The organism is Butyricicoccus sp. AM27-36 (genome assembly GCF_003480945.1).
GTDB classification, from domain to species: Bacteria; Bacillota; Clostridia; order Oscillospirales; family Butyricicoccaceae; genus Agathobaculum; species Agathobaculum butyriciproducens.
Genome location: NZ_QUJR01000003.1, coordinates 86451 through 112081 on the forward strand (window position 1 = coordinate 86451; position 25631 = coordinate 112081).

The 25631-nt window shown below is 57.2% G+C and carries 22 protein-coding genes and 1 riboswitch; of the genes, 10 read left to right on the plus strand and 12 right to left on the minus strand.

Annotated elements, in window-relative coordinates:
- Positions 1-205 precede the first annotated feature (205 nt).
- The 10 genes from DW724_RS05555 to DW724_RS05600 form a co-directional block, all read right to left on the minus strand.
- Positions 206-415 carry a hypothetical protein gene (locus DW724_RS05555; RefSeq protein ID WP_118760915.1) on the minus strand — a complete coding sequence of 70 codons (210 nt, stop codon included), beginning with the start codon at positions 413-415 and terminating at the stop codon, positions 206-208.
- Between the two features lie 73 nt (positions 416-488).
- Complete coding sequence (hisS, locus tag DW724_RS05560; protein WP_118478603.1) at positions 489-1847, minus strand: histidine--tRNA ligase; 1359 nt, start codon at positions 1845-1847, stop codon at positions 489-491.
- Positions 1848-1923: 76 nt separating this feature from the next.
- Positions 1924-2334, minus strand: coding sequence for a methylglyoxal synthase (locus tag DW724_RS05565; RefSeq protein ID WP_110437294.1), 411 nt, complete (start codon positions 2332-2334; stop codon positions 1924-1926).
- 40 nt (positions 2335-2374) lie between these two features.
- A complete protein-coding gene (locus tag DW724_RS05570; protein ID WP_117490997.1) occupies positions 2375-3115 on the minus strand; it encodes a nucleotide-binding protein in 741 nt (246 codons plus the stop codon).
- Between the two features lie 419 nt (positions 3116-3534).
- Positions 3535-5871 (minus strand): penicillin-binding transpeptidase domain-containing protein, encoded by a 2337-nt coding sequence (locus tag DW724_RS05575; protein WP_118760916.1) that lies wholly within the window; start codon positions 5869-5871, stop codon positions 3535-3537.
- A gap of 26 nt (positions 5872-5897) precedes the next feature.
- Complete coding sequence (gene mreD / locus DW724_RS05580) at positions 5898-6410, minus strand: rod shape-determining protein MreD (RefSeq protein WP_118760917.1); 513 nt, start codon at positions 6408-6410, stop codon at positions 5898-5900.
- Between the two features lie 3 nt (positions 6411-6413).
- Positions 6414-7259 carry a rod shape-determining protein MreC gene (gene mreC / locus DW724_RS05585; protein WP_158574386.1) on the minus strand — a complete coding sequence of 282 codons (846 nt, stop codon included), beginning with the start codon at positions 7257-7259 and terminating at the stop codon, positions 6414-6416.
- A 60-nt stretch (positions 7260-7319) separates the two neighbouring features.
- Positions 7320-7880: a Maf family protein gene (locus DW724_RS05590; protein WP_118760918.1), complete on the minus strand. Its 561-nt coding sequence runs from the start codon at positions 7878-7880 to the stop codon at positions 7320-7322.
- Positions 7880-9913, minus strand: coding sequence for a U32 family peptidase (locus tag DW724_RS05595; RefSeq protein WP_118760919.1), 2034 nt, complete (start codon positions 9911-9913; stop codon positions 7880-7882). The genes DW724_RS05590 and DW724_RS05595 overlap by 1 nt, the downstream gene beginning before the upstream one ends.
- The gene (locus DW724_RS05600; protein WP_158574630.1) at positions 9910-10221 is read right to left on the minus strand and encodes a cell division protein ZapA; all 312 of its coding nucleotides are present in this window, start codon (positions 10219-10221) and stop codon (positions 9910-9912) included. The genes DW724_RS05595 and DW724_RS05600 overlap by 4 nt, the downstream gene beginning before the upstream one ends.
- Positions 10222-10508: 287 nt before the next feature.
- Between DW724_RS05600 and proB the strand changes: the two genes are divergently transcribed.
- From proB to DW724_RS05640, 8 genes are all read left to right on the plus strand, one after another.
- Positions 10509-11309, plus strand: a complete 801-nt coding sequence (gene proB / locus DW724_RS05605; RefSeq protein ID WP_117490982.1) for a glutamate 5-kinase — start codon at positions 10509-10511, stop codon at positions 11307-11309.
- Between the two features lie 124 nt (positions 11310-11433).
- Positions 11434-12681, plus strand: a complete 1248-nt coding sequence (locus DW724_RS05610) for a glutamate-5-semialdehyde dehydrogenase (protein ID WP_118760920.1) — start codon at positions 11434-11436, stop codon at positions 12679-12681.
- The gene (locus DW724_RS05615) at positions 12681-13286 is read left to right on the plus strand and encodes a CYTH domain-containing protein (protein WP_116704812.1); all 606 of its coding nucleotides are present in this window, start codon (positions 12681-12683) and stop codon (positions 13284-13286) included. The genes DW724_RS05610 and DW724_RS05615 overlap by 1 nt, the downstream gene beginning before the upstream one ends.
- Before the next feature lie 41 nt (positions 13287-13327).
- Positions 13328-13421: riboswitch (Fluoride riboswitch) on the plus strand.
- A 50-nt stretch (positions 13422-13471) separates the two neighbouring features.
- Entirely contained in the window at positions 13472-14689 is a 1218-nt protein-coding gene (locus DW724_RS05620; protein ID WP_118760921.1) for a cation:proton antiporter, read from the plus strand.
- A 161-nt stretch (positions 14690-14850) separates the two neighbouring features.
- Positions 14851-16347 (plus strand): sodium/proline symporter PutP, encoded by a 1497-nt coding sequence (putP, locus tag DW724_RS05625; protein ID WP_118760922.1) that lies wholly within the window; start codon positions 14851-14853, stop codon positions 16345-16347.
- Between the two features lie 155 nt (positions 16348-16502).
- On the plus strand, positions 16503-16736 hold the full coding sequence (locus DW724_RS05630) for a DUF3006 domain-containing protein (RefSeq protein ID WP_118760923.1): 234 nt from the start codon (positions 16503-16505) through the stop codon (positions 16734-16736).
- A 29-nt stretch (positions 16737-16765) separates the two neighbouring features.
- Entirely contained in the window at positions 16766-18034 is a 1269-nt protein-coding gene (locus DW724_RS05635; RefSeq protein WP_118760924.1) for a diaminopimelate decarboxylase, read from the plus strand.
- A 920-nt stretch (positions 18035-18954) separates the two neighbouring features.
- Entirely contained in the window at positions 18955-20739 is a 1785-nt protein-coding gene (locus tag DW724_RS05640; RefSeq protein ID WP_118563965.1) for a Na/Pi cotransporter family protein, read from the plus strand.
- 192 nt (positions 20740-20931) lie between these two features.
- On the opposite strand, the gene DW724_RS05645 is transcribed toward DW724_RS05640, so the two are convergent.
- Entirely contained in the window at positions 20932-22227 is a 1296-nt protein-coding gene (locus DW724_RS05645) for a M23 family metallopeptidase (RefSeq protein ID WP_118760925.1), read from the minus strand.
- 129 nt (positions 22228-22356) lie between these two features.
- On the minus strand, positions 22357-23259 hold the full coding sequence (locus tag DW724_RS05650; RefSeq protein ID WP_116704816.1) for a hypothetical protein: 903 nt from the start codon (positions 23257-23259) through the stop codon (positions 22357-22359).
- Positions 23260-23398: 139 nt separating this feature from the next.
- Here DW724_RS05650 and ychF point away from each other — a divergent pair, with 139 nt between their 5' ends.
- Positions 23399-24502, plus strand: coding sequence for a redox-regulated ATPase YchF (ychF, locus tag DW724_RS05655; RefSeq protein ID WP_118647278.1), 1104 nt, complete (start codon positions 23399-23401; stop codon positions 24500-24502).
- 349 nt (positions 24503-24851) lie between these two features.
- Positions 24852-25625, plus strand: a complete 774-nt coding sequence (locus tag DW724_RS05660; RefSeq protein WP_116704818.1) for an IclR family transcriptional regulator — start codon at positions 24852-24854, stop codon at positions 25623-25625.
- The last annotated feature ends 6 nt before the right edge of the window (positions 25626-25631 follow it).

The window sequence follows — 25631 nt, forward strand, 5'->3', positions numbered from 1 at the left end:
GGCTGTCGCGAAACTACAGTTTCGCCGACAAGCAGGAACGGACCGGGGGCCGTTCCAAAGTCGTCCGAAAGTTCCTGTGCAGAAACTTTCTCCCTCTTAGGGTATAAAAACCGTGATACATGCTCCCGGTTTTTATGAATTTGCAGAGCAAATTCTATTTAATACGCGCTGTCGCGCGGATTAGCTGAGATATGGATAATTTAAGTTACTCATTGTCTGTATTCTTCATCGCCGGGCGGACATGCTCATAATAGCCGAGAAAGACCATAATCGCAAATAAAATAATGCCGGCGAAGGCGATAAGGAACATAATGGAAGCGCCGTCGGCAATCGACGCGGAAAGCGCCAGAATAGCCGCAATGACACCGAGCATGCCGGTTATCATGAGAATACCGCCGTAAATAAGCTGTTTCATAAACAATCCCTCCATATTCAGTTGAAAATCTATCTCTACCAAAGGCGGGTCACCCGCCCTGCAATTTAGCGATTTATTTGTCGCAGATGACCTTGCCTGCGTTTTTCTTCGCCAGACCGTCATGGATGAGCTTTGCTGCCTCGTCAAGCGAAATTTTGACCTGCTCGCCGCTCTCCATATCCTTGACAGCGACCACGCCCGCGTTAATTTCATCCTCGCCGAGGAAGATAACGAACGGAATGCCCAGCTTGTCGGCGTAGCCGATCTTGTGCTTGAACTTCTTCTGCTCGCTGTACAGCTGGGTGCGGATGCCCGACTCGCGCAGAGCGGTAGCGGTCTTGATGGCCGCGCCCATGTCGTCGGTCATCGGCAGGATGAGTACGTCTGCCGGTGCCTTGTTCATCTGGTCGTTCAGATAACCCTGCTCACCGAGAACGTAGAACAGACGGGTCAGACCGATGGAGATGCCAACGCCCGGCAGCTGCTTGTCGGTGTAGTACTCGGCGAGGTTGTCGTAGCGGCCGCCCGAGCAGATGGAACCGATCTCCGGATGGTCGAGCATAGCGGTCTCGTAAACGGTGCCGGTGTAGTAGTCCAGACCGCGTGCAATGGTCAGGTCGATCTCGAAGTGGTCAGCCGGAACGCCGAACGCCTGCATATAGGTTGCAACCGTTTTCAGCTCCTCAGCGCCGAGGTCGAATACCTCGTTCCTGCCCTTGTATCCCTCCAGCGCCGCGAGGATACCCTCGGTGCCGCCCGGGGTCTCGATGAACTTCAGCAGCTCGTCAGCCGTAGCTGCTTCCACGCCGAAATCCTCGACCAGAATGGTCTTTACCTTCTCTGCGCCGATCTTCTCCAGCTTGTCGATGGTACGCATCACATCGCCGGCCTTCTCGGTCAGACCGAGGATAGCAAAGAAGCCGTTGAGCACCTTGCGGTTGTTGATGCGGATCTTGAAGCGCTCGAGGCCCAGGGAGGTGAACGTCTTGTAGATGATGCTCGGCACCTCGGCCTCGTTGATGATGTCCAGCTTGCCGTCACCGATGACGTCGATGTCCGCCTGATAGAACTCGCGGAAACGGCCGCGCTGTGCGCGCTCACCGCGGTAAACCTTGCCGATCTGGAAACGGCGGAACGGGAAGGTCAGCTCGCCGTAGTGCTGGGCAACATACTTTGCCAGCGGTACGGTCAGATCGAATCGCAGGGACAGATCGCTGTCGCCCTTGGTGAAGCGGTAGATCTGCTTTTCAGTCTCGCCGCCACCCTTGGCAAGCAGCACCTCGGAGGACTCGATCAGCGGGGTATCCAGCGGATAGAAGCCGTACAGCGCATAGGTTTCGCGCAGTACCTGCATGATGCGCTCCATCTGCACCTGCGGTGCCGGAAGCAGCTCCATAAAGCCGGATAAGGTTCTGGGTTTTACTTTTTCCATAACTATTTTGATTCTCCTCAAGACAGACGTATGCACCGAATTGGCGTACCCGATCCGGTGCAACGAATGCTATTGTTTATTTTTTGTTCTTCGGGTTGACAATATTACGCCAATCCAGATCACCGCGATCCAGACCGAGGATGAGCATCTCGGCGGTTGCCGAGTTGGTTGCAATCGGGATATTGTGCATGTCACACAGGCGGGAAATCGCATGAACGTCCGGTTCGTACTGTGCGTTGGACATCGGATCACGGAAAAACAGCACGAGGTCGATCTCGTTGTAGGCTACGCGCGCGGAGATCTGCTCCTCGCCGCCCTGCATACCCGCAAGGCACTTGTCGATTTTCAGACCGGTAGCTTCTTCAACAAACTTGCCGGTGGTGCCGGTGGCACAGATATTATGCTTTGCAAGAATACCGCAGTATGCCATGCAAAATTGTACCATCAGTTCTTTTTTGCGGTCATGTGCGATCAGTGCTATATTCATCAGGAATAACCCCTTTCCTGTATATTCATTTTGAGATTACTTACAATTTAAGTGGAATACGCTCGCCGTTGAGCCGCCGGGCGATATTCATAAAGGCGCGAGCCGCGCCCGTGTGCTTGACGGCATGAATGCTCCTGCCGCTGTTGCTGCACGAAATGAGGTCCACATCCTCGGGCACGAGACCGAGCAGGGGAAGTCCCGCTTCGTCCATCGCGTCGTCGATGTTGCCGGATTTGCCGTGGCTGATGAGCTGCGGACGCACGCGGTTAAGCACCATGCGGATGCGCTGTATGCAGTATTCCTCCTCCAGCTTGCGGGCGCAGCGTTCTGCGCCGCGGACACACACGCGGTCGGTCGAGGTGACGATGATCGCCTGCGTGGCAATATGCGCCAGAAAGGAAAGCTCAGCCGGCAGTCCGGCGGGACCGTCGATCAGCAGGTAGTCGAACCCGGCCTCCTCGGCCTGCACAGCCAGCTGCTCCATGCCGCGCTCGCTGAGAGCGGGAAGCGCCACCGGTGCAGTGAGTAAGTACAGCGTTTTCATATCCGGATGGCACGCCATGGCATCCGCGAGGGGAACCGCGCCGCCTGCCACATCGGCAAACGAGTAGACCACCCGGTCGGACATGCCGAGCACGATATCCAGATTGCGCAGACCGCAGTCGCCGTCAATCAGCAGCACTTTGCTGCCAAGCTGCGCGAGAGCCGCGCCTACGCCCGCTGTAAGGGAGGTTTTTCCTGTGCCGCCCTTACCGGACGCAACAAGAATCACCTTCAACATACCGCCTCCGAAAGAAAACCTTATTTAAGGCAATGCTGCATAATTAAAGCTGCGGCGCTTTGCGGAAATTTTGTGCCCTGACTTTGGCTTCGGTTCCTTGCGCGAGTTCCGTCCGCGCTGCCGAGATTTCACGGTAATACATCAAGTATTACCGCAAAACCGCGCCTTGTCAGAACGCAAAATTTGCTCGCAAATCGCTCTTGTTCAATTATGCGGTATTGCCTTAAGGCAATACTGCATAAATCTGCAGATTCGCCTACAAGTGTATTATAAACTAACAGCGGGCGGTTTACAAGCGTTCCTCGAGATTTTTTTGTTGAAAACTTGGAAAGCCGCCTGATTTAAACGCAGAAAACCCGGCAAAATCACATTTGCCGGGCTTAGGCTGCCGCGAAACTGCAGTTTCGCTTACAATTGTTTTATCGAATCAGGGTGTTCTCCGCCTGACGAGAGGCTGCGCTGTCCGACTTGCCGATGGAGAAATACTCATCGAGCATATCACGTACGATCGGCGCAACGTAAGCGCCGTGGCCTGCGCCTTCACCGACCACGCAGATAACGATCTGCGGGTTGTCAAAGGGCGCAAACGCGATGAACAGACCATTGTCGAATGACTCGCCGTTCTCGAACATCTCGGCCGTACCGGTCTTGCCGCCGACCTTGATGGGGTAGTCTGCGAAAACGCTGCCTGCGGTACCGCCCTCGTCGGTAACCTCGCTCATGCCCTGCATGACAAGCTCACGCGTGGCATCCGAAATGTCGATCTTGCCGCGCACCTCGGATTCATCGGTTTTCATAAAGCTGCTGTAATCGTAGCTTTTGATGCTTTTGACGAGCGTCGGCTTGTACAGCGTGCCGCCGTTTACAATCGCGGAAACATAGTTTGCCAGCTGCAGCGGCGTAAAGCCGTTATCCGACTGACCGATCGCTGCGTTCAGATCATCGCCGCCCTGCCATTCGCGGATCGCCGGGTCGGCCTTGCGCTGCTGCTCACGGTAGGTCGGGCCTGCCGCCTGACCGGTGGCTTCGCCGACCTCGATGCCGGTCGCCGTGCCGAGACCGAACTTCTTAGTCCACTGCTCGAGGTGCTCACCGGTCAGCTTCTGGCCGACCGTGTAGAAGAACGTATTGCACGAGTATTTGAGCGCATCCGTGACGTTGAGCGTCATGGGCGTGTCGTGGTTGTTGCAGCGGAAGGTCTGTCCGCCGTACTCGTAGGTGCCGGTGCAGGTAACGTAGGTGTCGCCGGAGATGATGCCTTCCTCCAGACCCGCGATGGCGGTCACCATCTTAAAGGTGGAGCCCGGCGGGTACACACCCGAGGTTGCACGGTTTACCTCCGGATGGCGGCTGTCCGCCTGGATGGAGGCGTAGTTTTTGTTGTAGTTTGCCAGATCGTAGGTCGGGTAGGACGCCATCGCGAGCACCTCGCCCGTGTTCGGGTCGAGCGCAACAGCCGCGCCGCCCTTGCCGTAAGCGGAGAGATTGCCTGCCAGCGATTTCTCAGCGACTTCCTGCAGGTCAAGGTCAATCGTGGTGATAACATTGTCGCCGGGCTTGGGAGCCGTAGCGGTGGTCTGCTCGGCAATAGCCGAACCGCCAAGGTCGGTCTCCACCGTGCGGGAGCCTGCCGTGCCATGCAGGTAGGACTCGAGCGCGCTCTCCAGACCGGACTTGCCGATGAGATCGCTCATCTGGTAGCCTGCCTTGTCCTTGTAAGGGCCGCCGTTTTTGTCGGAACTCCACTCGTCGGAGGTCAGGGAGCCGATCGTGCCGAGCAGGTGCGCGGCGGTGGCGGTGTCGTACTGGCGGACGGCTTCGCTCTGGATTTCAATGCCCTGAAAATCCGCGCTGTGCTCCTTGATATAGGCGATCAGGTCCATCGGCACATTGTCCGCGAGCGTGTAGGTCGCCTGATTGCTGAAGCCGACCGTGCGCATGCTGTAATAGATGCCGACCATCGTGCGGGCGTCCGCAAGCGAGAGATCGGTCGGCATGCCGAGGTTTTTCTCCATATAGGCGCGCATGGCATTGATAAACTCGGTCGGGGAGACCAGCTTGGTCGCATCCACCTGCGCTGCCTGATCAATGATGCTGCCGTTCTCGTCGGTCTTGGGGTCGGTCTCGCTCGCCTGCTTGGCAGCGTCTACGGCCGCTGTAACCGCATCCAGACCGAGCGACTTGGCGCTGTCCTTCATATAACCCGACAATTCGGTCAGCGATGAGCTGTTGTAGGTGAACGGCGCGGACTGCGTGATCGGCAGCCGGTCGTTGATGGACGGAATTGCCGCTGTGTCCGCAGAAACCGCCTGCGCGGTGTCGGTCGGGGTGTCCGAGGACGTATCCGTGCTGCCTGTGGCATCCGCAGAGGTGTCACTCGAGGTATCGGTGGCAGCAGCCGCCTTTGCGGCATTCTGCTTGGCGGTCGCGTCCACGGCTGCGGTTTGGATACGGTGCGTCAGATCGAGCAGGGTATCAAACCGCTTGTCGTTGCCGTCCCAGAAGGACGAGTAGATGAGCACGAGCGAAAAGCCGGTGTTGTTGGTGACGAGCGGTCTGCCATAGCGGTCGAGAATCTCACCGCGGGCTGCGGAAACCGTAGACGTGGTGGTGAGAAACTCCGCCGAGCGGCGGACATACTTTTCGCCGCTCAAAATCTGCAGCTGGAATAACTGCGAGAGCGCCACACCGCTGCACAGCAGCAGCAGTCCGCACAGCGCGAGCAGACGGCGAAGCAGTTGAGGTTTATTTAACATGGGGAAGTGCTCCTTTCCGCAAAGGGTCAGCGGCTGCGCTTGCGGGATTTGCCGCTGAGCCTGCGCAGCGGCAGGTAAACGACAAAGCAGAACAGGCAGGTCAGCACCGTACCGACGGCAAGCTGCCGCAGGACGATCAGGAAGGACGCGCCTGCATGCATCAGCGAGAAGAGATACCGCAGCAGACCGAGCAGCACACACTCAAACGCCGTGAGGATGAGCATGGAAATATAATTGCGGGTGAGCAGTCTCTGGCAGAGCTTTCCGGCGGCATAGCCGAACAGCAGGAAAAACAGGGGATAGAGACCGTCCACGCCGGTGAAGCTGAGGTCATAGCAGATGCCGACCGTTACGCCGGTAACAGCCGCCTCCGCCGGGCCGCCGAGCAGCGCGGCTGCCGTGACGAGTGCGGGCAGCAGATCGACCGCAGAGCCGAAAATGCGCATGCCGCCGAACGTGCCGGTCTGCAGCGCGAAGATAATCACCGAAAACAGCACATACACGATCAGCTTCGGGATGGAAATATGTTCTCTCTGCATGGCTTACTCCGCTGTGTCCGTGTATTCGGTGATGATGGAAACCGAGGAAACGCTGTCCACGCTGACAAACGGCTTGATGACCGCGTAGTACGACAGGCCGCTTTCCTCCGGCTGCACGCTTTCCACCGTGCCGATGAGGATGCCCTTGGGGAATACACCGCCGCGTCCCGAGGTCTCGACCGTATCGCCGACGACCACCTTGGAGTCCTCGCGCAGATAGGACAGGCGAAGCGCACCGCGTGTCATCAGGTTATAGTCGCCCTCCGCGATGGCGGTCTCGCGCGTGCGGGTGACAAGCGCGCCGCACTGCATTTTCGGGTCGGTGATGGAAGTCACCTCGCAGGTGTTGTCGGTCACCTCGCTGACAAAGCCGAGCATGCCGTCCACGGTCGTTACGAGATCGTCCTTGTTGACGCCGCTCGAGCTGCCCTTGTCCAGCGTCAGCGTATCCGCCCAGTCGCCCGGACTGCGGGCGATGACCTCGGCGCTGACCGTGGTGGTGGTGCGGGTGTTCTCCGGCTGTCCAAGCTGAGAGCGCAGCTGGTTGTTTTCCTCGAGCGCGATCTGTGCGTCGCGCACAAGCTGTGCATTGTCGCTGATCTGCTGCTTGAGCTGCTCATTCTCGGCCTTGAGTGCATCAAACTCGGTGAAATAATCCAGTCCCTTGCTGAAAAAGTGTCCGACACCGGTGCCGAACCGCTGAAACGGCCGGACAACCGTACCGGCGGCTCTCGTGATCGGCGAGGAATTGCCGCTGATGCCGCTGTACACCGCGGAGAGAATGCACAGCAGAATGACGACTGCCGCACCGATCAGGAGCGGAGAGCCGACTTTATGACGTCGTCGCAAAACGAATCTTCCTTTCATAATGTTGCACTGAAATGTGGAATTTCAGCAGGTAAATGCGGCTTATACCGCATGAATATCGCGCAGAATGGTATAAAGCGGAGCCACAGGCAGACCCATGACGCTATAATAGTCGCCCTCAATGCCCTTGATGAGCAGTGCGCCGTGGCCCTGGATGCCGTAGGCGCCGGCCTTGTCGAGCGGCTCTCCGGTGGCGAGGTAGGCGGCAAGCTCGTCCTCCGCAAAATCGCGGAAGGTGACGCGCGTGCAGGTGTGCAGCGTGTGCGCCCCGCCGTCCGGCGTGAGCACGGCAAGTCCGGTCAGCACCTCGTGGGTGCGTCCGCGCAGACAGCGGAGCATGGAAGCGGCCTCGTCCGCGTCCTTCGGCTTGCCGAGGCGCAGTCCGTCGATTGTGACCATGGTATCCGAGCCGATGCACACGGCGTTCGGGTGCTGCGCCTGCACAGCCTCGGCCTTGAGGCGGGAAAGACGGGTGACTTCCTCACCGAGCGGCGCATCCCGCAGGGTTTCATCCGCATCGGCAGGGCAGACCGTAAAGTGTTCGGTGATAAGGCTCAGAAGCTCCCTGCGCCGCGGCGAAGCGGACGCTAAAACGATCTCCATTATTCGACTCCTCTTTTATATAATCCGTTGGTAAATTCGCCGTCCAGCGGTGCGCCGGACAGGAACGCGCGGGCAATCCGCACACATTCCTCGGGCGATTCGATGGTGAACTGCAGACGCGCGGTCTGTACACCCAGGCGGGCAAAATCCTCGCGCAGACACAGCGGACGGCTGTTCAGCAGCGTGTTGCGGCAGCCGAATTCGTTCAGCAGCGGGAAACGCTCCCGGCGTCGGTCGGTGAGGTACGTCACGCCGTTCTGGCACGAGCACTTGCCGCCGTGCTGACGGCGAATGGCGCAGTTTTCAAAGATCATCAGCGGCAGACGGCCGTAGACGATCAGGTCGGTCTCGAGCGGACCGCGCATATCTCGAATCTGCGCCAGACGAGCCTCGAACGAAAGCGTCTGGCGGGAAACGCCCATTTCAGCCAGCGCACTCAGCGTTTTGCTGTTGTAGGCGTTCAGACCGAAATCGCCGTGCACGGTAAAGCCAAGCCGCTTGGCAAGCGGGATGTGACCGATGTTTCCGGCGAGAACCGTGTCGGTTCCTCGGCTCATGGCTTCGCCGAGCAGCATCTCGATCTGCGGCTGCTCATTGTCCGAGAACACGCGCGGCAGGATGGCGGGCAGTCCGGTCTGCGCTGCAACTTCAAGCGGGACGTAAACGGTCTCCAGACCAAGCTCGCGCAGCGCATCCGCCTGCGCCTTGGTGCGCACCGTGGCGGTGTAGCCGCGGAAGCCCTCGCGGGCAGCGGCCTCATCGTCGCGCGGCAGCACGCTGCCGTGCAGCCAGTCGCGGGAGGGCGCAACGCCGCGTTTTGCCAGCAGAAGGTCGAGTGCATCGCGGCGCATGCCGTTCATCACGGACGCCGGTATCATCAGACCGTCCTGCACCTCGATACGCATATTCTCAATATAAAACGGCGTACCGCCGGTCTTTCTGAGCGATTTTTCGATCATCTCCGGTGTGGTCGGGCGGTTCTGCGCCTGCTCGACCGGCATGACGACCGAAACGCCGTCCGCGCTGAGCACCGCACCGGTGTCCTTGCGGGCGGTAAAGCAGAGGGAAACCGGCACGAGCGGTGCCTCCTTGCCCTCGGCAAAGCGGTGCGCGGCCTCGTCATAGAGTTTCTTTACCTCGTTCATCGGCACATCGGTCTTGGTGCCGAACATGCTGTCGCCCAGCTTGCCGGTGTAGTAGCCGTCGGTGAAGCCGTCGCGCGAGAATACGCGGCGCAGGATGTCGCGCTCCTCGGCGGTCGGTCTGCGGTGCTCGCGGAGCAGGTCAGAGTAGACCTTGGTTACAATAGCGGCGTACTCCGGACGCTTCATGCGACCCTCGATCTTGAGCGAGGACACACCCCAGTCGGAAAGCTCGGCAACGTGTCCGGCGAGCATGAGATCCTTGAGCGACAGCGGATAGCCGCCGCTGTACGGCAGGCGGCACGGCTGTGCACACAGACCGCGGTTGCCCGAGCGCTGACCGATCACGGCGGACAGGTAGCACTGACCCGAGTAGCACATGCACAGCGCACCGTGCACGAACACCTCGGTCTCGACACCGGCCTGCTCGGTGATGAGTTTGATCTCCTCGCGGGAGCATTCCCGGCTGAGCACTACGCGCGAAAAGCCGATGTCGCGCGCCTGCTTTGCTGCGTCGAGTGTGTGAATGGTCATCTGCGTGGAGGCGTGCAGCGCGAAATCCGGCGCGTGTGCGTGGATGAGCCGCGCAAGTCCCAGATCCTGAATGATGAGTGCGTCCGCGCCTGCCTCGTACAGGAACTTTGCGTCCTCGAGTGCGTCCTCAAGCTCGCGGTCGCCGGCAAGAATGTTGAGCGTGATATTGGTTTTTACATCGCGTGCGCGGCAGTAGGCGATGGCGTCCGCCATCTCGTCATGCGAAAAGCCCTGTGCGTTGCGGCGTGCGTTGAACATGCCGAAGCCCATATAGACCGCGCCTGCGCCGGACTGCACAGCGGCGCGAATGCCCTCCGGCGAACCGGCGGGAGCAAGAAGTTCTACTTTATTCCTCATTTGCGGTTGTGATTCGGGTGCTTGCCGTTATTCTGCGCCTGCCGGTCGCGCAGTGCGGCAAGCTCGGCTTCGAGGGCACGGCATTTTGCCTCAGCGGCTTCGGCGGCAGACTTGGCCTTGATGTAATCATCCGCCAGCGTGATCGTTGCCAGTGCCAGCGCGCGTGTGGATGCGAACGACGGCGAGCCGCCGCAGTGCGCCACGGTCTGGCGTGCCAGCTCGGCTACCTCATTCATATAGTCCGCGCTCTCGTCGGAGACCAGATTGTATTTTTGACCGGCAATATGAAGAACCATGCGGTTTGCCATAACGGGTCCCTTCCTTTCATTATAATATATATGCGGACAGCGCCGCTGAAAAGCAGTACTGTCGAATTTGGGCATAAGAAGATAAGATATAGTATAGCACAATATGACAGGTTTTGAAATAAAAATTCTGTGCAAACGATAAAAATCTCCGTATAAAATTTTCACAATGTGTATAAAGTGTAAAAGATTTGCGTTCGGCTTGTCTCTCGCGTTTTAGTGTGATAAAATGTGTATATTGGCGGAAGTCCGGGGAAAGGCTTCCACGTTATCTTTTGGAGGTCATTTTTATGCTGAACATGAACGAGGTCCGGCGTATTGTCGTCAAGGTCGGCTCCTCGACGCTGACTTATGACAACGGCAAGCCGAATATCCGCCGTATCGAGCGTCTGGTACGCACGATCAGCGACCTGCAGAACCGCGGCTTCGAGATGGTGCTCGTATCCTCGGGTGCGGTGGCGGTCGGCACGGCAAAGCTCGGTCTGGCGGAGAGACCGAAGGAGCTGTCGGTCAAGCAGGCGGCAGCGGCTGTCGGGCAGTGCGAGCTGATGCACATTTACGACAAGATGTTTCTGGAATATGGCATTAACGTGGCGCAGATCCTGCTGACGCGCGAGAATATCGTCGATGACGACCAGCGCACCAACATCCATAACACGTTTACCGCGCTGACCAAGATCGGCGTTGTGCCCATCATCAACGAGAACGACACGGTTGCAACCGCCGAGCTGAAGCACATCGAGAACTTCGGTGATAACGATACGCTGTCCGCAGTCGTGGCACGCATGTGCGATGCCGATCTGCTGGTTATCTTCTCGGATATCGACGGCCTGTACGACTCCAACCCGCGCACCAACCCGCAGGCCAAGCTGATTAACCACGTCGGCAGGATCGACGCAAAAATCCGCCGTATGGCGGGCGGCGCCGGTTCCGCGCACGGCACGGGCGGCATGGCGACCAAAATCACCGCCGCAGAGCTTTGCATGGACGCAGGCATTCCAATGATGGTTGCCAACGGCGATAAGCAGGGGTTGCTTTATGATATTGTGGACGGTAAGGAAGTCGGAACCCTGTTCCAACGCGAACGCTAACGTATACCGTAGGGCGCGACGACTCGGCGCGCCGTTTCTAACGAATTGCAGATGGTTTACAGCGGCGTGCCGAGGTCGTCACGCCCTACGAGATAAATTGTGCAGATTATGAGGTGAATATATAATGAGAACGCTTATGCAGATTGCCGAGGACGCCCGCCGCTCCAAGTACGCGGTGGCGAAGCTCGGCACGAACGACAAAAACCGCGGCATTCTCGCCATTGCGGACACGCTGATGGCACATGCGGACGAGATCATCGCGGCAAACAGGATTGATATTGAAAACGGCAGAGCGGCAGGTCTGAACGACGGCCTGATCGACCGCCTGATGCTGGACGAAAAGCGCATTGCGGGCATTGCAGAAGGCTGCCGTCAGGTGGCGGCGCTGCCCGACCCGGTCGGTGAGGTGCTTTGGATGCACAAGCGTCCGAACGGCCTGAACATCGGTCAGAAGCGCGTGCCGATGGGTGTGATCGGCATTATCTACGAGGCTCGTCCGAACGTTACCGTGGATGCGGCTGTGCTGTGCTTCAAGGCGGGTTCGGCGTGCATTCTGCGCGGCGGCAAGGAGGCGTTCCAGTCCTCCATGTGCCTGACCAGGCTGATGCGCGAGGCACTGGCGGCCGAGGGTCTGCCGGAGAACGCCATCAATCTGGTGGAGGACACCAGCCGCGATACCGCAACCCAGATGATGAAGCTCAACGGCTATCTGGATGTGCTTATCCCGCGCGGCGGTGCGGGTCTGATCCGCTCTGTCGTGATGAACGCGACCGTGCCCGTCATCGAAACCGGCACAGGCAACTGCCACGTTTACGTTGATGCGACTGCCGACCTTGAGATGGCGAAGAATATTCTCGTCAACGCCAAGTGCCAGCGCCCGAGCGTATGCAATGCGGCGGAAAGCCTGCTCGTCCACAAGGACGTTGCGGAGAAATTCCTGCCGATGGCGGCAGATGGTCTGGCACCCGAGCATGTGGCAATTCACGGCTGTCCGCGCACGATGGACATCCTCGGTGACAGCATTGCACCCGCGACCGATGAGGATTACGGCAGAGAATACCTCGGCTACGAGATTTCGTGCAAGGTGGTCGATTCGCTCGATGAGGCCATTGACCACATCAACCGCTTTAACACCGGTCACTCGGAGTGCATCGTCACCCGCGATTATGATGCGTCGCAGCGATTTTTGGAGGAAGTGGACGCGGCGGCTGTCTATGTCAATGCGTCTACGCGCTTTACCGACGGCTTTGAGTTCGGTTTCGGCGCTGAAATCGGCATTTCGACCCAGAAACTGCACGCACGCGGTCCGATGGGTCTGACCGCGCTCACCACCACCAAGTATATCATTTACGGAAACGGACAGGTGCGATAATGGATAAAACGATGGAGAAGGAATATAAGTGGCGTGCCGACGAAAAGCTGCTCGGTCAGGCGCTGCTATGGGCTTCCTCGCGGATTGGCAGCCAGAGCCGAACCATCAACATGGAATCCAGCTATTTTGATACGGCGGACGGACTGCTGAAGGAACATCAGGCGGCACTGCGTCTGCGCCGCGAGAACGACCGCAGCGTGTGCTGCATGAAGCTGCGCAACACGGATACGCCGGACGGCATGCGTGCCCACGAGGAGTACCAGTGCGAGGCGGTCTCTCTGCTTGACGGTCTGCGCCGTTTGCCCGAGCTGGGCGCTCCGAACGACCTGTGCGAGCGGGCGCTGGCAGCCGACCTGCAGGAAATCTGCACGGTTTCATTCCGCCGGTGTGCGGTTCTGCTGCAGGAGGGCGATACCGTGTGCGAAATGGCGCTTGACGAAGGCGAACTGCGTCATAACGGTAAATCGGCGCCGCTGTGCGAGATCGAACTTGAGTATGTCGCAGGCAGCGAGGATACCTTCCACGCGCTTGCCGCAGAGCTGGCGCAGCAGCTTGACCTCGTGGTTGAGCCGACCAGCAAGCTGGCGAGAGCGATGGCGCTGTAAATTTCGCTTTACAAACCGGTTCCTATACCTTATAATAAGAACTGCAACAGGGGAATGAGGTTCTCCCTTGGGTAATACCCTAAACCGCTTTTTTAGACTTTTTTTAGACTTAAAGCTGATGACTTCTGCGTACTATTTCTGCGCAGATGCCATCGGCTTTTCTGCGTTTTTGGGAGGAAAAAACTATGCTTACTTCACTCGCACTCGTATTTCTGCTCGGTCTGGCTGCGGCGGCATTGTGCAGCCGGATTGGTCTGCCGCGCATCATCGGCATGCTGCTCGTGGGCATTCTGATAGGCCCGTGTGTGCTGAACTGGCTGGACGATTCCATTTTGTCCATCTCGTCCGAGCTGCGGCAGATGGCGCTTATCATCATCTTGATCAAGGCCGGTCTGTCGCTCAACCTGTCCGACTTGAAAAAAGTCGGCCGACCGGCAGTCATGATGGCCTGCGTGCCTGCAAGCTGTGAGATTTTGGCGTTTTTCCTGCTCGCGCCGCACATTCTGGGCATCAACCGGATAGAAGCGGCCGTCATGGGTGCCGTGCTCGGCGCGGTATCTCCGGCGGTGGTTGTGCCGAGAATGGTACAGCTGATGGAAGAAAAGCGGGGAACAGGGCAGGGCATTCCGCAGATGATACTGGCGGGCGCGTCCTGCGACGATATTTATGTGATCGTGCTGTTCTCGACCTTTGTCGGCATGGCACAGGGCGGCAGTGCCAACATGATGGATTTCGTGAACATCCCGATTTCCATTGTGCTCGGCGTGGTGCTCGGCGCGGCTGTCGGTCTGCTGCTGCACCTGTTCCTTGAAACCGCGTACCGGCATGGCTGTTACGTCCGCAACAGTACCAAGGTAATCCTGATTCTCGGCCTGTCGTTCCTGCTGATGGCGGTAGAGACATGGCTCAAAGGCATCGTGTCCGTGTCCGGACTGCTGGCCGTTATGAGCATGGCGTGCATCCTCAAGATCAAAAGTCCGGAAAAAGTCACCAAACGTCTGTCTGCCAAATTCGGCAAGCTGTGGATCGCTGCTGAGGCGATTCTTTTCGTGCTGGTCGGCGCGGCTGTGGATATCCGCTGCGCGGCACAGGCCGGTGCAGCCGCTGTGCTCATGATCGCGCTGGCGCTCGTGTTCCGCGCGGTCGGCGTGAGCCTGTGCATGCTCGGTACCAGGCTGAACCGGAAGGAGCGTCTGTTCTGCGTCATCGCCTATCTGCCGAAGGCAACCGTGCAGGCGGCCATCGGCTCGGTGCCGCTGTCGATGGGTCTGCCGTGCGGACAGCTGGTGCTTTCGGTGGCGGTGCTCGCCATCCTGATTACCGCGCCGCTCGGCGCCATTGGCATCGACCGCACCGCCGGACGCCTTCTCATGCAGGAGAACTCGTCCGATATTGCAGAATGAGGATATGTTGGGTGCGTTTGTGATAACTGCTGTCATTTTTCTTGGCAGAAAATTGTGCAAAGTGTATATTTTTTGCTAAAGATGCAATTTCCTTCGTGAAATCTTGCAAAATTGCACGTTTCCGTGTATAATTAAAATGAAATTTTAGGAGGGTAAAACATATGACTTTCGACAGCATAATCACAATAGCGGCATTCTGCTGTTACCTGATCTTTATGCTCTGCATAGGCATGTATTTCGTCGGCAAAAACCGCACGACAAATGAGTATTTTCTGGGCGGCCGACAGCTTGGCTCGTGGGTAACCTCCATGAGTGCACAGGCATCCGATATGTCCGGCTGGCTGCTGATGGGCCTGCCGGGTGCGGCGTACCTGTCCGGTATTTCCGCAGGCTGGATCGCCATTGGTCTGGCAATCGGCACTTACCTTAACTGGCTGTTTGTTGCCAAGCGTCTGCGCCAGTACACCAAGACCGCAGACGACGCGATTACGCTGCCGCAGTTCTTCAAAAACCGTTTCCACGATGAAAGCGGCTGGATTTCGGTTATTGCAGCGGTGTTCATTCTGGTGTTTTTCCTGTTCTACACCGCGTCCGGCTTTGTATCCTGCGCGAAGCTGTTCTCGTCCGTATTCGGCATCCCGTATCTGGTTTCTCTGGTGATCGGTGCGGTGGTCGTTATCTCGTATACGTTTGCGGGCGGCTTTTTCGCCGTTTGCTGGACCGACTTCTTCCAGGGCATTCTGATGTTTTTCTGCGTGCTCGCGGTTCCGACCATCGCTATCTTCTCGATGGGCGGCCCGACCGAGTTCTTCTCGCAGGTGGAAGCATTCAATCCGAACTTCCTGAATATGTTCGTTGACGGTGCGACCGGCGTGCCGTATACTGCAATGGGCATTATCTCGCTGCTTGCATGGGGTCTCGGCTACTTCGGTCAGCCGCATATCCTTGTTCGTTTCATGGGTATTTCGTCCCCGCAGGCGATTAAGAAATCGCGCCGCATTGCAACCATCTGGGTGCTGATTTCCCTGGCGGCTGCAATTATGATCGGCATTTCCGGCCGCATGTTCCTTGGTGACAGCATTGTCCTGACCGACGGCAACCAGGAGACCATCTATATCAGCATGGTAGCGAAGATCTTCCCGGTATTCATCGCCGGTATCTTCCTGTCGGCTATTCTGGCAGCCATCATGTCCACTGCGGACAGTCAGCTGCTAGTTACCGCATCTGCGCTGACCGAGGACTTCTACCACAACAAGGTTCACAAAAACGCAAGCGAGAAGGAGCTGATGTGGGTCTCCCGCGGCTGCGTTATGGCGGTAGCAATTATCGCTGTTTTGATCGCAACCAACCAGAACAGCACCATCCTTGGTCTGGTATCCTACGCATGGGGCGGCTTCGGCTCTGCCTTCGGTCCGCTGGTTCTGTGTTCGCTGTTCTGGAGACGCACGAACAAGCAGGGCGCGTATGCCGGCATTATCGTCGGCGGCGTGGTCGATCTGGTATGGGCGCAGCTGTCCGGCGGCATCTTCGATCTGTATGAGATCGTGCCGGGCTTTGTGTTCGGTCTGCTTGCTATCGTTGTTGTCAGCCTGCTGACGCCGGCACCGACCAAGGCAGTGACCGATGAGTTCGATTCCTACCATCACTGCGTAGAGTAATCTGCAAAAGCAGAATTTAAGGCAACATCGCAAAATTTATTCGCAAATAACTCTTGTTCAATTATGCGATATTGCCTTAAGAGTTAAGTAATGTAAGTAAAGGGAATACCCGATGTGGTACCGCCCGGAATCAATGAGGCGAGGAGGAGACTGCTATGACAAAGCAGACCGGAATTGTAGACCGTTTTGAAGGCGATTCCGTAGTCGTTGAAGTAAACGACGAAATGGTGAATTTCGACCGTGCCGATGCACCGGCAATGCTGTGCGAGGGCATGGTGGTCATCATCAAGGACGACCGTATCGTTGATATCGACGAAATCGAGACCCAGCGCATGGAAAACGATATGCGCCGTCGATTTGAACGAATTCTCGGTAAGAATACTGATTGAATACCCCAGTAAAGGAAAGGCAAATACCAATGGAAAAGAAACCCTTTTTGACGCTCCAGCAAGTGCAGGAGATCACTAAAACCTATCCGACTCCGTTTCACATTTACGATGAGAAGGCGATCCGTGAGAACGCCCGCAAGGTAAAGGAAGCATTTGCGTGGAACCCGGGCTACAAGGAATACTTCGCTGTAAAGGCAACGCCGACCCCGCGTCTCATTCAGATTCTGCATGAGGAAGGCTTTGGCTGTGATTGCTCCAGCCTGCCTGAGCTGCAGCTCAGCGATGTGTGCGGCGTAAAGGAGCATGACATCATGTTCTCCTCCAACGTCACGCCGGCAGAGGACTACAAGCTCGCATCCGACCTGAACACCATCATCAACTTCGATGATATTACCCACCTCGATTTCTACGACAAGGTAGTAGGCGACTGGAAGGAGACCATGTCCTGCCGCTTCAATCCGGGCGGTGACTTCGTGCTGAACAACTCCATCATGGATACCCCGCAGGAGGCCAAGTACGGCATGACCCGCGAGCAGCTGGTCGAAGCGTTCAAGTACATGAAGCAAAAGGGTGTTAAGCATTTCGGTATTCACGCATTCCTTGCCTCCAACACGGTTGCCAATGAGTACTATCCGGCACTGGCACGCATCCTGTTCCAGCTGGCGGTTGACGTGCAGAAGGAGACCGGCGTGCATATCGCGTTCATCAACCTGTCCGGCGGCGTAGGCATTCCGTACCGTCCGTCGCAGGAGCCGAACGACATTATGGCCATCGGTGAAGGCGTACATCAGGCTTACGACGAGGTTCTTGTTCCGGCTGGCATGGACGATGTTGCCATCTACACCGAGATGGGCCGCTTTATCCTTGGCCCTTACGGCGCTCTGGTTGCCCAGTGCATCCACCAGAAGCATACCTATAAGGAGTATGCCGGTCTGGACGCCTGCGCTGCGAACCTCATGCGCCCGGCGATGTACGGCGCATATCACCATATCACCGTGCTCGGCAAGGAAAACGCGCTGTGCGATCATACCTACGACGTGACCGGCGGTCTGTGCGAAAATAACGACAAGTTTGCCGTTGACCGCAATCTGCCGCAGATTGACATCGGCGATTACGTTTATATCCACGATACCGGCGCGCACGGCTTCTCGATGGGCTATAACTATAACGCAAAGCTGCGTTCCGCAGAGCTGCTGCTTTGCGAGGACGGCTCGGTAGAGATGATCCGCCGCGCAGAGACCCCGAAGGACTACTTTGCAACGTTTGATTTTACCGGACTGTTTGATAACATTAAGTAAGAGCCTTACGCACACAGAAAAGGACCCGTTTGGGGTCCTTTGAGGCTGTCGAAAAACTTTGTTTTCCGAACAGCCTCTCGCTCGAAACCACGCTTTCGAGCGAATCTCGAAGAAAAACCGCGTCCTGCGGACACATTTTTTCTTCCCTTGTATAAATTCCGAGATACATGCTCCCGGAATTTATGAATTTGCAAAGCAAATTCGATTGAATGCGTGCTGCCGCACGAAGCATAAAAATCGAATATTGCTTTTTCGACAAGCTGAAAGGACCCCTTTGGGGTCCTTTTTGCGTTCTGTGGAGTAATTGAGGATTGAAAATGGAGAATGGAAAATGAACGTACAGATGAAACAATGTCTCCGGTTGGGTTTAACATAAGGGGGTTATTGGGGAACGGCGGGGTGAGGGCACCCCCGCCCTACGGATAGTTGTTAAATGATATTAATGGATTATATTCGTAGGTGCCGTCCGTAATAACGAGCCGACGAGTTGCGCGACACGGGTATCCTCCAGAGGACCCTCTCTTGCCCTTTGGGCAATTCACCTTGTGTCGCGCCTGCGTAGAGTAAACCATATGTGTAGCAGTAATGTATCTGGCATTGCATAGAGGTAGGGGAATGAGCGGACACATTGGTCCGCTCCTACGGAAGAAAAAATCCTCTGCCGTTCCTTTATAGTCTCAGTTCTGCAAATTTCGCCGTGCTATCCCAAAGGGAAAGGGGTGAAAATCAGAGGGTGGAAACCGCAGGTGTCTACCCTCTTGTGCCCCTGCCGGGTAGGCAAACCAATGTTAAATGTGTGTAAAGCCTGCGTATTAACGCAATTTTTATTGACAGTACCATGTAAAAACAATATAATTAAAATGTATGCGAATTGTGAAGAAATAATGAAAATGATTATGTAACAAAACGGGAGGAAGCATATGGATTTTGATGTGCTGTCAATCGTGCAGATGATCGGCGGTCTTGCGCTGTTCATCTACGGTATGACGACAATGGGAAAAGGTTTGGAGCGCGCAGCGGGCTCTAAACTGGAGAAAACGCTTGAAAAAATGACGGGCAATGTCGTTACGGCTCTGCTGATGGGCATGGTCGTTACCATGGTCATTCAGTCTTCGTCCGCAACGACCGTTATGGTTGTCGGCTTTGTAAACGCCGGTATCATGACGCTCAAGCAGTCGGTCGGCGTTATCCTCGGTGCCAACATCGGTACCACGATTACCGCGCAGATCCTGCGTCTGTCCGGCGGCGAGGGCAGCGGCAGCCTGTTCATGGATCTGCTCAAGCCGAAGAATCTGGCATATATCATCGTACTTGTCGGCGTAATCATTATGATGATTGCCAAAAAGCGCCGTACCCGCGATATCGCGGATATCTTCACCGGCTTCGGTATTCTGTTCATCGGCATGTCGGTCATGGAGGGCGCGGTTGCACCGCTGGCTGATCTGCCGCAGTTCGCGGATCTGTTCGCTGCTATCTCCAATCCGGTGCTCGGCGTGCTGGTCGGCGCGGGCGTTACCGCGATCATCCAGTCGTCCTCCGCATCGGTTGGTATTCTGCAGGCACTGTCCACCACGGGTGCGATCACCTATTCGGCTGCTATCCCGATCATCCTCGGTCAGAACATCGGTACCTGTATCACCGCATTCCTGTCCTCGGTGGGCGGCTCCAAGAATGCCCGCCGTACCGCGATGGTGCACTTCTACTTCAACCTGATCGGCTCCATCCTGTTCCTGGTCGGCATTTATGCGATTCAGTACACGGTTGGTTTCTCTTTCTGGGATAACGCAATCGACAAGGGCGGCATCGCAAACTTCCATACGCTGTTCAATCTCACCTGTACGGTTCTGTTCCTGCCGTTCACCGGTCTGCTGGTCAAGCTGGCAACGGCGAGCGTGCCCGCAGAGGAGACGCAGGAAGATCCGCTGGCAAAGCTGGAGCCTCGCTTCCTGACCACGCCGTCCCTGGCACTCGATCAGGCGCAGCGCTGCATTGCCGACATGGGCGACACTGCCAAGCAGAATTTCCATCTGGCAACCGACCCGCTGTTCGGCGGCGCGGCTGCAAACGAGGAGATCTTCCACGAGCACGAGGCCTTCCTCGACCGTGCAGAGGTTGAGATTGGCCGTTACCTGACCACCATCCACAACATCCGTTCGGTTGATCAGCGCCGCCAGATGGCCGAGATGATGCACTCGCTGTCTGATTTTGAGAAGATCGGCGACTATGCGCAGAACATCTTCGAGCGTGCCGACGAGTTCCGTGAGGCCGGTCTGTCCTTCTCGCCGAGTGCGATGCAGGAGCTGCGCACCATGTGCGAAGCGGTTGCCGAGGTGCTCGACATGACCGTTGACGGCTATGACAATCAGGCTGTTTCGACCGCCCGTATGGTCGAGCCGCTGGAAGAAGTCGTGGATACGATGAAGGAGCGTCTCAAGAGCCGCCACATCGAGCGTCTGGGCCGGAACGAGTGCACCATGCAGACCGGTATCCACTTCCTGGATATTGTGCATGACCTTGAGAAGATCAGCGACCACTGCTCGAATATCGCCATTTATACCATCCAGCTGGCCGAGGGCGCAGCCGAGTTTGATACGCACGCCTACGTCAAGCAGGCGTACAAGGAGACCCCGCAGTTCGCGGAGAAGCTCAAATTCTATCAGAATAAGTACCTCACCAAGATTGATGAAGTCGAGGCGATGGAGTAACCAAAAAGAGATTGGCTTTGCCAATCTCTTTTTTTATTGAGAATGGATAATGGAGAATTGAGAATTGTGGTATCGCACCGTGCGCGATATAATAACGCGCGCAGCGCGTACTTCCACGCGGCGAGGATGGAACTCGCGCAGGGATAGCGTTATTTTCCATTCTCCATTCTCAATTTTCCATTACTTCACCGGTTAACTCAACTGCACATACTGAGTCGGATCTACCTTTTCATCATTCACCTGCACCTCAAAATGCAGATGCGGGCCGGTGGAATTGCCGGTATTGCCGGAAAGCGCGATTTTATCGCCCTTGCTGACCACATCGCCGACCGACACGAGCAGCTGTGAATTATGCCCGTACAGCGTCTTGAAGCCGTTCCGGTGGTCGAGGATGATATAGCTGCCGTAGCCGTTGCCAGAGTCCTCTGCAACGATGACCTTGCCGTTATCCGCGGCATAGACCGGTGTGCCTTCGTCCACGGCGAGGTCCACGCCGCCGTGCAGGCGGCCCCAGCGGTACTTGAACGCCGAGGTGAACGTGTAGCTGGTCAGCGGCACGGCAAATTCTCCGGTGCCGATGCCGACATTGCGCGTGCCGACCTCAACAATTTCGTCGGTGGCCTGCCGGAGCACGGTGCGCGCAAGGATGGTGCGCGTGCGCTCCTCGCCGTCCACGGTTTCAATCTCGGCGGTGACCTGCGCTGTGCCTGCACAGCCCTGCCGAACAGTCTCGCGGTAGGTCTGGTCTTGATTTTCGTTCTCCTGCGTCACGGTGTCGAACGGAATCTGTTCGGTGTAGGTGACGGCGCGGGTCGCAGTCACATCAAGGCATTGCGACAGGGTATCATACAGCGCGGAATCGGTCTCTGCAAGCGCGGCTGGCGCAACGGCCTTGTCCACGCGGACGGTCTGCAGGAAGTGTACGTTTTCGTCTGCCGCTGTCGTATACGCGGCCTTGATCTGGTCGAGCGCGGCCTGCGCGCCGTCCGTATCGGCGGCAATGGCGGTCTGTTTGCCGTCCACCGAAATAATGGCAAGCGTGTCCAACTCGCCGCTGGCAGTAATGAGATTGCGCTCGAGTTCCTCCTGCGTCAGCAGCGGAGCAGCTGTCCGCACCGGTTTGGCCTGCAGGCGCAGCGGCAGGTAATAGTCCGTGCCGGAAACGGCAGATGCGCTGGATTCAACCGCGTTTACTGCGTTCAGCAGCGTTGCGCTGTCCTCGATGACACCGAGCGGTTGACCGTCCGCAAGCAGCAGCGTGCCCGGCCGGGTCAGCAGCAGAGCGGGCAGCAGGAACAGCAGTCCGAATACGCTCAGCGCACAGACCGAACGGCGGCGGCCTGCCTGCCGCAGAACACCGGCGAACCGGCTCCAGACCGGCAGGTCGTATACGCGGCAGATCGTGCGGTCGAGCAGCAGGATGAGCCGCAGAAGCAGGTAGAGCAGGCGTGAAATCACGCCCAAAACAAAAGATAACAGGTTTCGCATGATAGTAGTATGGCGGAATGATGTGCGCCATATTCACTCCTTTCAATGGTTACAGTTTGGTAACAGCACCAAGAATACCCATTTCAGGGAGCGAAGTCATACGAAACCTGTCGCTAAGTTATTAAATTTTTACTTTTTGATGGGTGTGCCCGTAAAATCCGTGGGGAAAAAGCGCGGATCGAGCGGCTTCTGCTGATAATAGCGGTCGAGAGCGGCACGCTGCAGCGAGACCGCCAGCGGCACGGCGGCATCAAACAGATCGTAGAACGAATCCGTTCGCTCACCGGTGCGGGATGTCCACGGACGGTGCTCCTGATTGGTGCAGTCCGCCGAGAGCGGCTCTGTCGGACGGATGAGCGAGGACGCAAAACCGGATTTGCCGATCAGGTGCTCGAACCGCTGCAGACGGCTGAGTGCAGAGGCACCCTGATGCGCGAGATGGTGCATGCGGCGCATATCGTTCATCGAGTGGTAGACGGCGGCAGGCGTGATGTGCACGCCATACGTCTCCCGCAGGGCCTGCGCCAGAATTTTCGCCGCGAGAGGGGACTCGGGTGCATCCGGCTCCAGTTGGCGGTACGCTTCGTACTCGGCGGGCGTGTCCGAGACAAAATCCGCGATCATCACACCGTCGATGTCGCTCTCGACTAAATGGCGGCGTGCCTCGGCAGAGTAGCCCGGCATGAACTGCGACAGCCTGTCCGCCTGTGCGGAAACAAACGAATAGGTTACGCGGCTGAGTGCATAGTGCGTGCAGAATCCGAATACATATGCGAGCGCAGCCGTGTTGTGCGACGCGACGGCGGCTTTGCACAGTGACTCGAACAGCGGCGCGGGCGGCTCGGTGCAGACGCGGTTCGCCAGTCTGCGCAGGGCGGACGGGAACGGCGCGTGATAGAGCGCCAGCGGGTCCGCTCCCTGCGAGCCCCATCGGTAGGCCGCCGGATAGGAGGACGCGATATGGGCAACCGAATCACTGGTTACGCGCTGTACGGTAGCCGCAAAAATATGGTAAGTGACATAAGAAGGCATGGCTTTTCACCTCTTGCAGACAAATTGGTATCTTTAGTATAGCGCAAAACATTGCAAAATTCCAGCGAAAGCGGTATACTATTTTTATGCAGAAAACGGGGAGCAGAAAATCCCCTTATAAAGTTGGAGGAATTACATTATGAAACTCGGCATCGTCGGACTGCCAAACGTCGGCAAGTCTACCTTGTTCAACGCAATTACGCAGGCAGGCGCGGAAAGCGCAAACTATCCGTTCTGCACCATCGACCCGAACGTCGGCATGGTTGCTGTACCGGATGAGCGTCTGCAGCCGCTGACCGATCTCTATCACGCAAAGAAGACCACGCCTGCTGTGGTCGAGTTCGTTGACATTGCCGGTCTGGTGCGCGGCGCAAGCAAGGGTGAGGGCCTTGGCAACAAGTTCCTGTCCCACATCCGCGAGGTTGACGCCATCGTTCACGTTGTCCGCTGCTTCGACAACGAGAACATCGTGCATGTTGAAGGCTCGGTCGATCCGGCCCGTGACATCGAGACCATCAACCTCGAGCTGATCCTTGCGGACATCGAGCACCTCGAGCGCCGTCTCGAGCGCACCCGCAAGGCTGCGAAGGCAGACAAGAAGCTGCTCCGTGACGTGGAGATCCTCGAGAGCCTGAAGGCGCATCTGGAGGAGGGCAAGACCGCCCGCACCTTCGAGGGCTTTGGCGAGGACGAGGACATTGACCGCGTCATCGGTGAGAGCGATCTGCTGTCCGCGAAGAAGGTCATCTACGCAGCAAACATGGACGAGGAAGGCTTTACCGGCAACGATACCGAGAACGAGCGCCTCAAGGCGGTACAGGCCATTGCAGACGCAGAAGGCGCGATGGTTCTGCCGATCTGCGCAAAGCTGGAGGAAGATATCGCCGGCATGGACGCAGAGGAGAAGGAGATGTTCCTGTCCGAACTCGGTCTGCACGAGTCCGGTCTGGACCGTCTGATCAAGGTCTGCTACGACCTGCTCGGCCTGATGAGCTACCTCACCGCCGGCGAGCAGGAGGTTCGCGCGTGGACCATCGAGAAGGGCACAAAGGCGCCGCAGGCTGCCGGCAAGATTCACACCGACTTCGAGCGCGGCTTCATTCGCGCTGAGGTTATCAACTATAAGGACCTCATCGAGCTTGGCTCGCTGGCTGCTGCCCGCGAAAAGGGTCTGGTTCGCTCCGAGGGCAAGGAGTATGTGATGCAGGACGGCGATGTTGTTCTGTTCCGTTTCAACGTCTGATTCAAACATTTTACGCAGACCACAGTCGTTTTGACTGTGGTTTTGCTTTGTAAAAGGAGAAATTTCGCTCCCTGCAAGATAGTGTTTATCAGCAGCTTTATTCGTAGGTGACAGACGCAACAACGTATAAACGAGTTGCGCGGCACTGTTATCCCACAGGGAACGCTCTCTTACCCGACGGGCAACTCGCCTTGTGTTGCGCCCGCGCGGTGTCAGCGCAAATTCCGTCTGCTTCGCAAGTGACCAATCCAAATTTGGCGACCACACCAAAATAATCCCTTGTTTTTTGTGCAGCTTTGCTGTATAATGGAGATGTGTTTTATAATACGGAACGAAGGGAAGCGTTTTCATGGCGGAGCAATCGACCGTTCAATCGCTCGACCGCGCATTCGATTTGCTGGAAACTCTGTGCCGCAGCCGCAACGGCATGAGCATCGGCGGCCTGTCTGCGGAAACCGGCCTGCACAAAAGCACGGTTCACCGTCTGCTGACCAGCATGTGTGCGCGCGGCTATGTGCAGCGCGACGCGGAAACCAGCGTCTACCGCGCCGGTATGCGTCTGTGCGAGTTGAGCAGCTATATTGTGGATAATCTGGATATTGTTGAGAGAGCACGCGCGTCGCTTGAACGGCTCGAGCAGTGCACGGATGAGACGGTTCACCTTGTCATGCGCGACGACAAGGACATTGTGTACATCCATAAAGTGGATAATGGCTCGTCTGCCATCCGCATGTTCTCGCGCATCGGCATGCGCTTGCCGCTGTACTGTACGGGCGTCGGGAAGGCAATTCTTGCCACATGGGACACCGCAGAGGTGCGCGATGTGTGGCAGCACAGCGATGTGCATGCGTGGACCGAGCACACCATCGTCGATGAGGACGCGTTTTTTCGTGAGATCGACAAGGTGCGTCAGCTTGGTTACGCGCTCGACAATGAGGAGAACGAGCTTGGCGTGCGCTGCATTGCGGCCGCCATTCCGGACTACCGCGGACGCGCGTCCTACGCGATTTCGCTGTCTGCGCCGGTCAGCCGCATGACCGACCAGCGCGTGGCAGAGCTGCGTGCGCCGCTCATGGCTGCGCGGGACGAAATCGCGCGCGCGCTCGGCGGCAGCCGCTTTTGAGGAGGG

Coding starts and splice junctions, on each gene's coding strand:
- DW724_RS05620 (WP_118760921.1), top strand. CDS start 13,472: ATGCTTACTTCACTCGCACTCGTATTTCTGCTCGGTCTGGCTGCGGCG.
- DW724_RS05595 (WP_118760919.1), bottom strand. CDS start 9,913: ATGAGGAATAAAGTAGAACTTCTTGCTCCCGCCGGTTCGCCGGAGGGC.
- DW724_RS05555 (WP_118760915.1), bottom strand. CDS start 415: ATGAAACAGCTTATTTACGGCGGTATTCTCATGATAACCGGCATGCTC.
- DW724_RS05590 (WP_118760918.1), bottom strand. CDS start 7,880: ATGGAGATCGTTTTAGCGTCCGCTTCGCCGCGGCGCAGGGAGCTTCTG.
- DW724_RS05650 (WP_116704816.1), bottom strand. CDS start 23,259: ATGCCTTCTTATGTCACTTACCATATTTTTGCGGCTACCGTACAGCGC.
- DW724_RS05610 (WP_118760920.1), top strand. CDS start 11,434: ATGAGAACGCTTATGCAGATTGCCGAGGACGCCCGCCGCTCCAAGTAC.
- mreD (WP_118760917.1), bottom strand. CDS start 6,410: ATGCAGAGAGAACATATTTCCATCCCGAAGCTGATCGTGTATGTGCTG.
- DW724_RS05645 (WP_118760925.1), bottom strand. CDS start 22,227: ATGCGAAACCTGTTATCTTTTGTTTTGGGCGTGATTTCACGCCTGCTC.
- putP (WP_118760922.1), top strand. CDS start 14,851: ATGACTTTCGACAGCATAATCACAATAGCGGCATTCTGCTGTTACCTG.
- ychF (WP_118647278.1), top strand. CDS start 23,399: ATGAAACTCGGCATCGTCGGACTGCCAAACGTCGGCAAGTCTACCTTG.
- DW724_RS05630 (WP_118760923.1), top strand. CDS start 16,503: ATGACAAAGCAGACCGGAATTGTAGACCGTTTTGAAGGCGATTCCGTA.
- DW724_RS05570 (WP_117490997.1), bottom strand. CDS start 3,115: ATGTTGAAGGTGATTCTTGTTGCGTCCGGTAAGGGCGGCACAGGAAAA.
- DW724_RS05600 (WP_158574630.1), bottom strand. CDS start 10,221: ATGGCAAACCGCATGGTTCTTCATATTGCCGGTCAAAAATACAATCTG.
- proB (WP_117490982.1), top strand. CDS start 10,509: ATGCTGAACATGAACGAGGTCCGGCGTATTGTCGTCAAGGTCGGCTCC.
- hisS (WP_118478603.1), bottom strand. CDS start 1,847: ATGGAAAAAGTAAAACCCAGAACCTTATCCGGCTTTATGGAGCTGCTT.
- DW724_RS05660 (WP_116704818.1), top strand. CDS start 24,852: ATGGCGGAGCAATCGACCGTTCAATCGCTCGACCGCGCATTCGATTTG.
- DW724_RS05635 (WP_118760924.1), top strand. CDS start 16,766: ATGGAAAAGAAACCCTTTTTGACGCTCCAGCAAGTGCAGGAGATCACT.
- DW724_RS05565 (WP_110437294.1), bottom strand. CDS start 2,334: ATGAATATAGCACTGATCGCACATGACCGCAAAAAAGAACTGATGGTA.
- DW724_RS05640 (WP_118563965.1), top strand. CDS start 18,955: ATGGATTTTGATGTGCTGTCAATCGTGCAGATGATCGGCGGTCTTGCG.
- DW724_RS05615 (WP_116704812.1), top strand. CDS start 12,681: ATGGATAAAACGATGGAGAAGGAATATAAGTGGCGTGCCGACGAAAAG.
- DW724_RS05575 (WP_118760916.1), bottom strand. CDS start 5,871: ATGTTAAATAAACCTCAACTGCTTCGCCGTCTGCTCGCGCTGTGCGGA.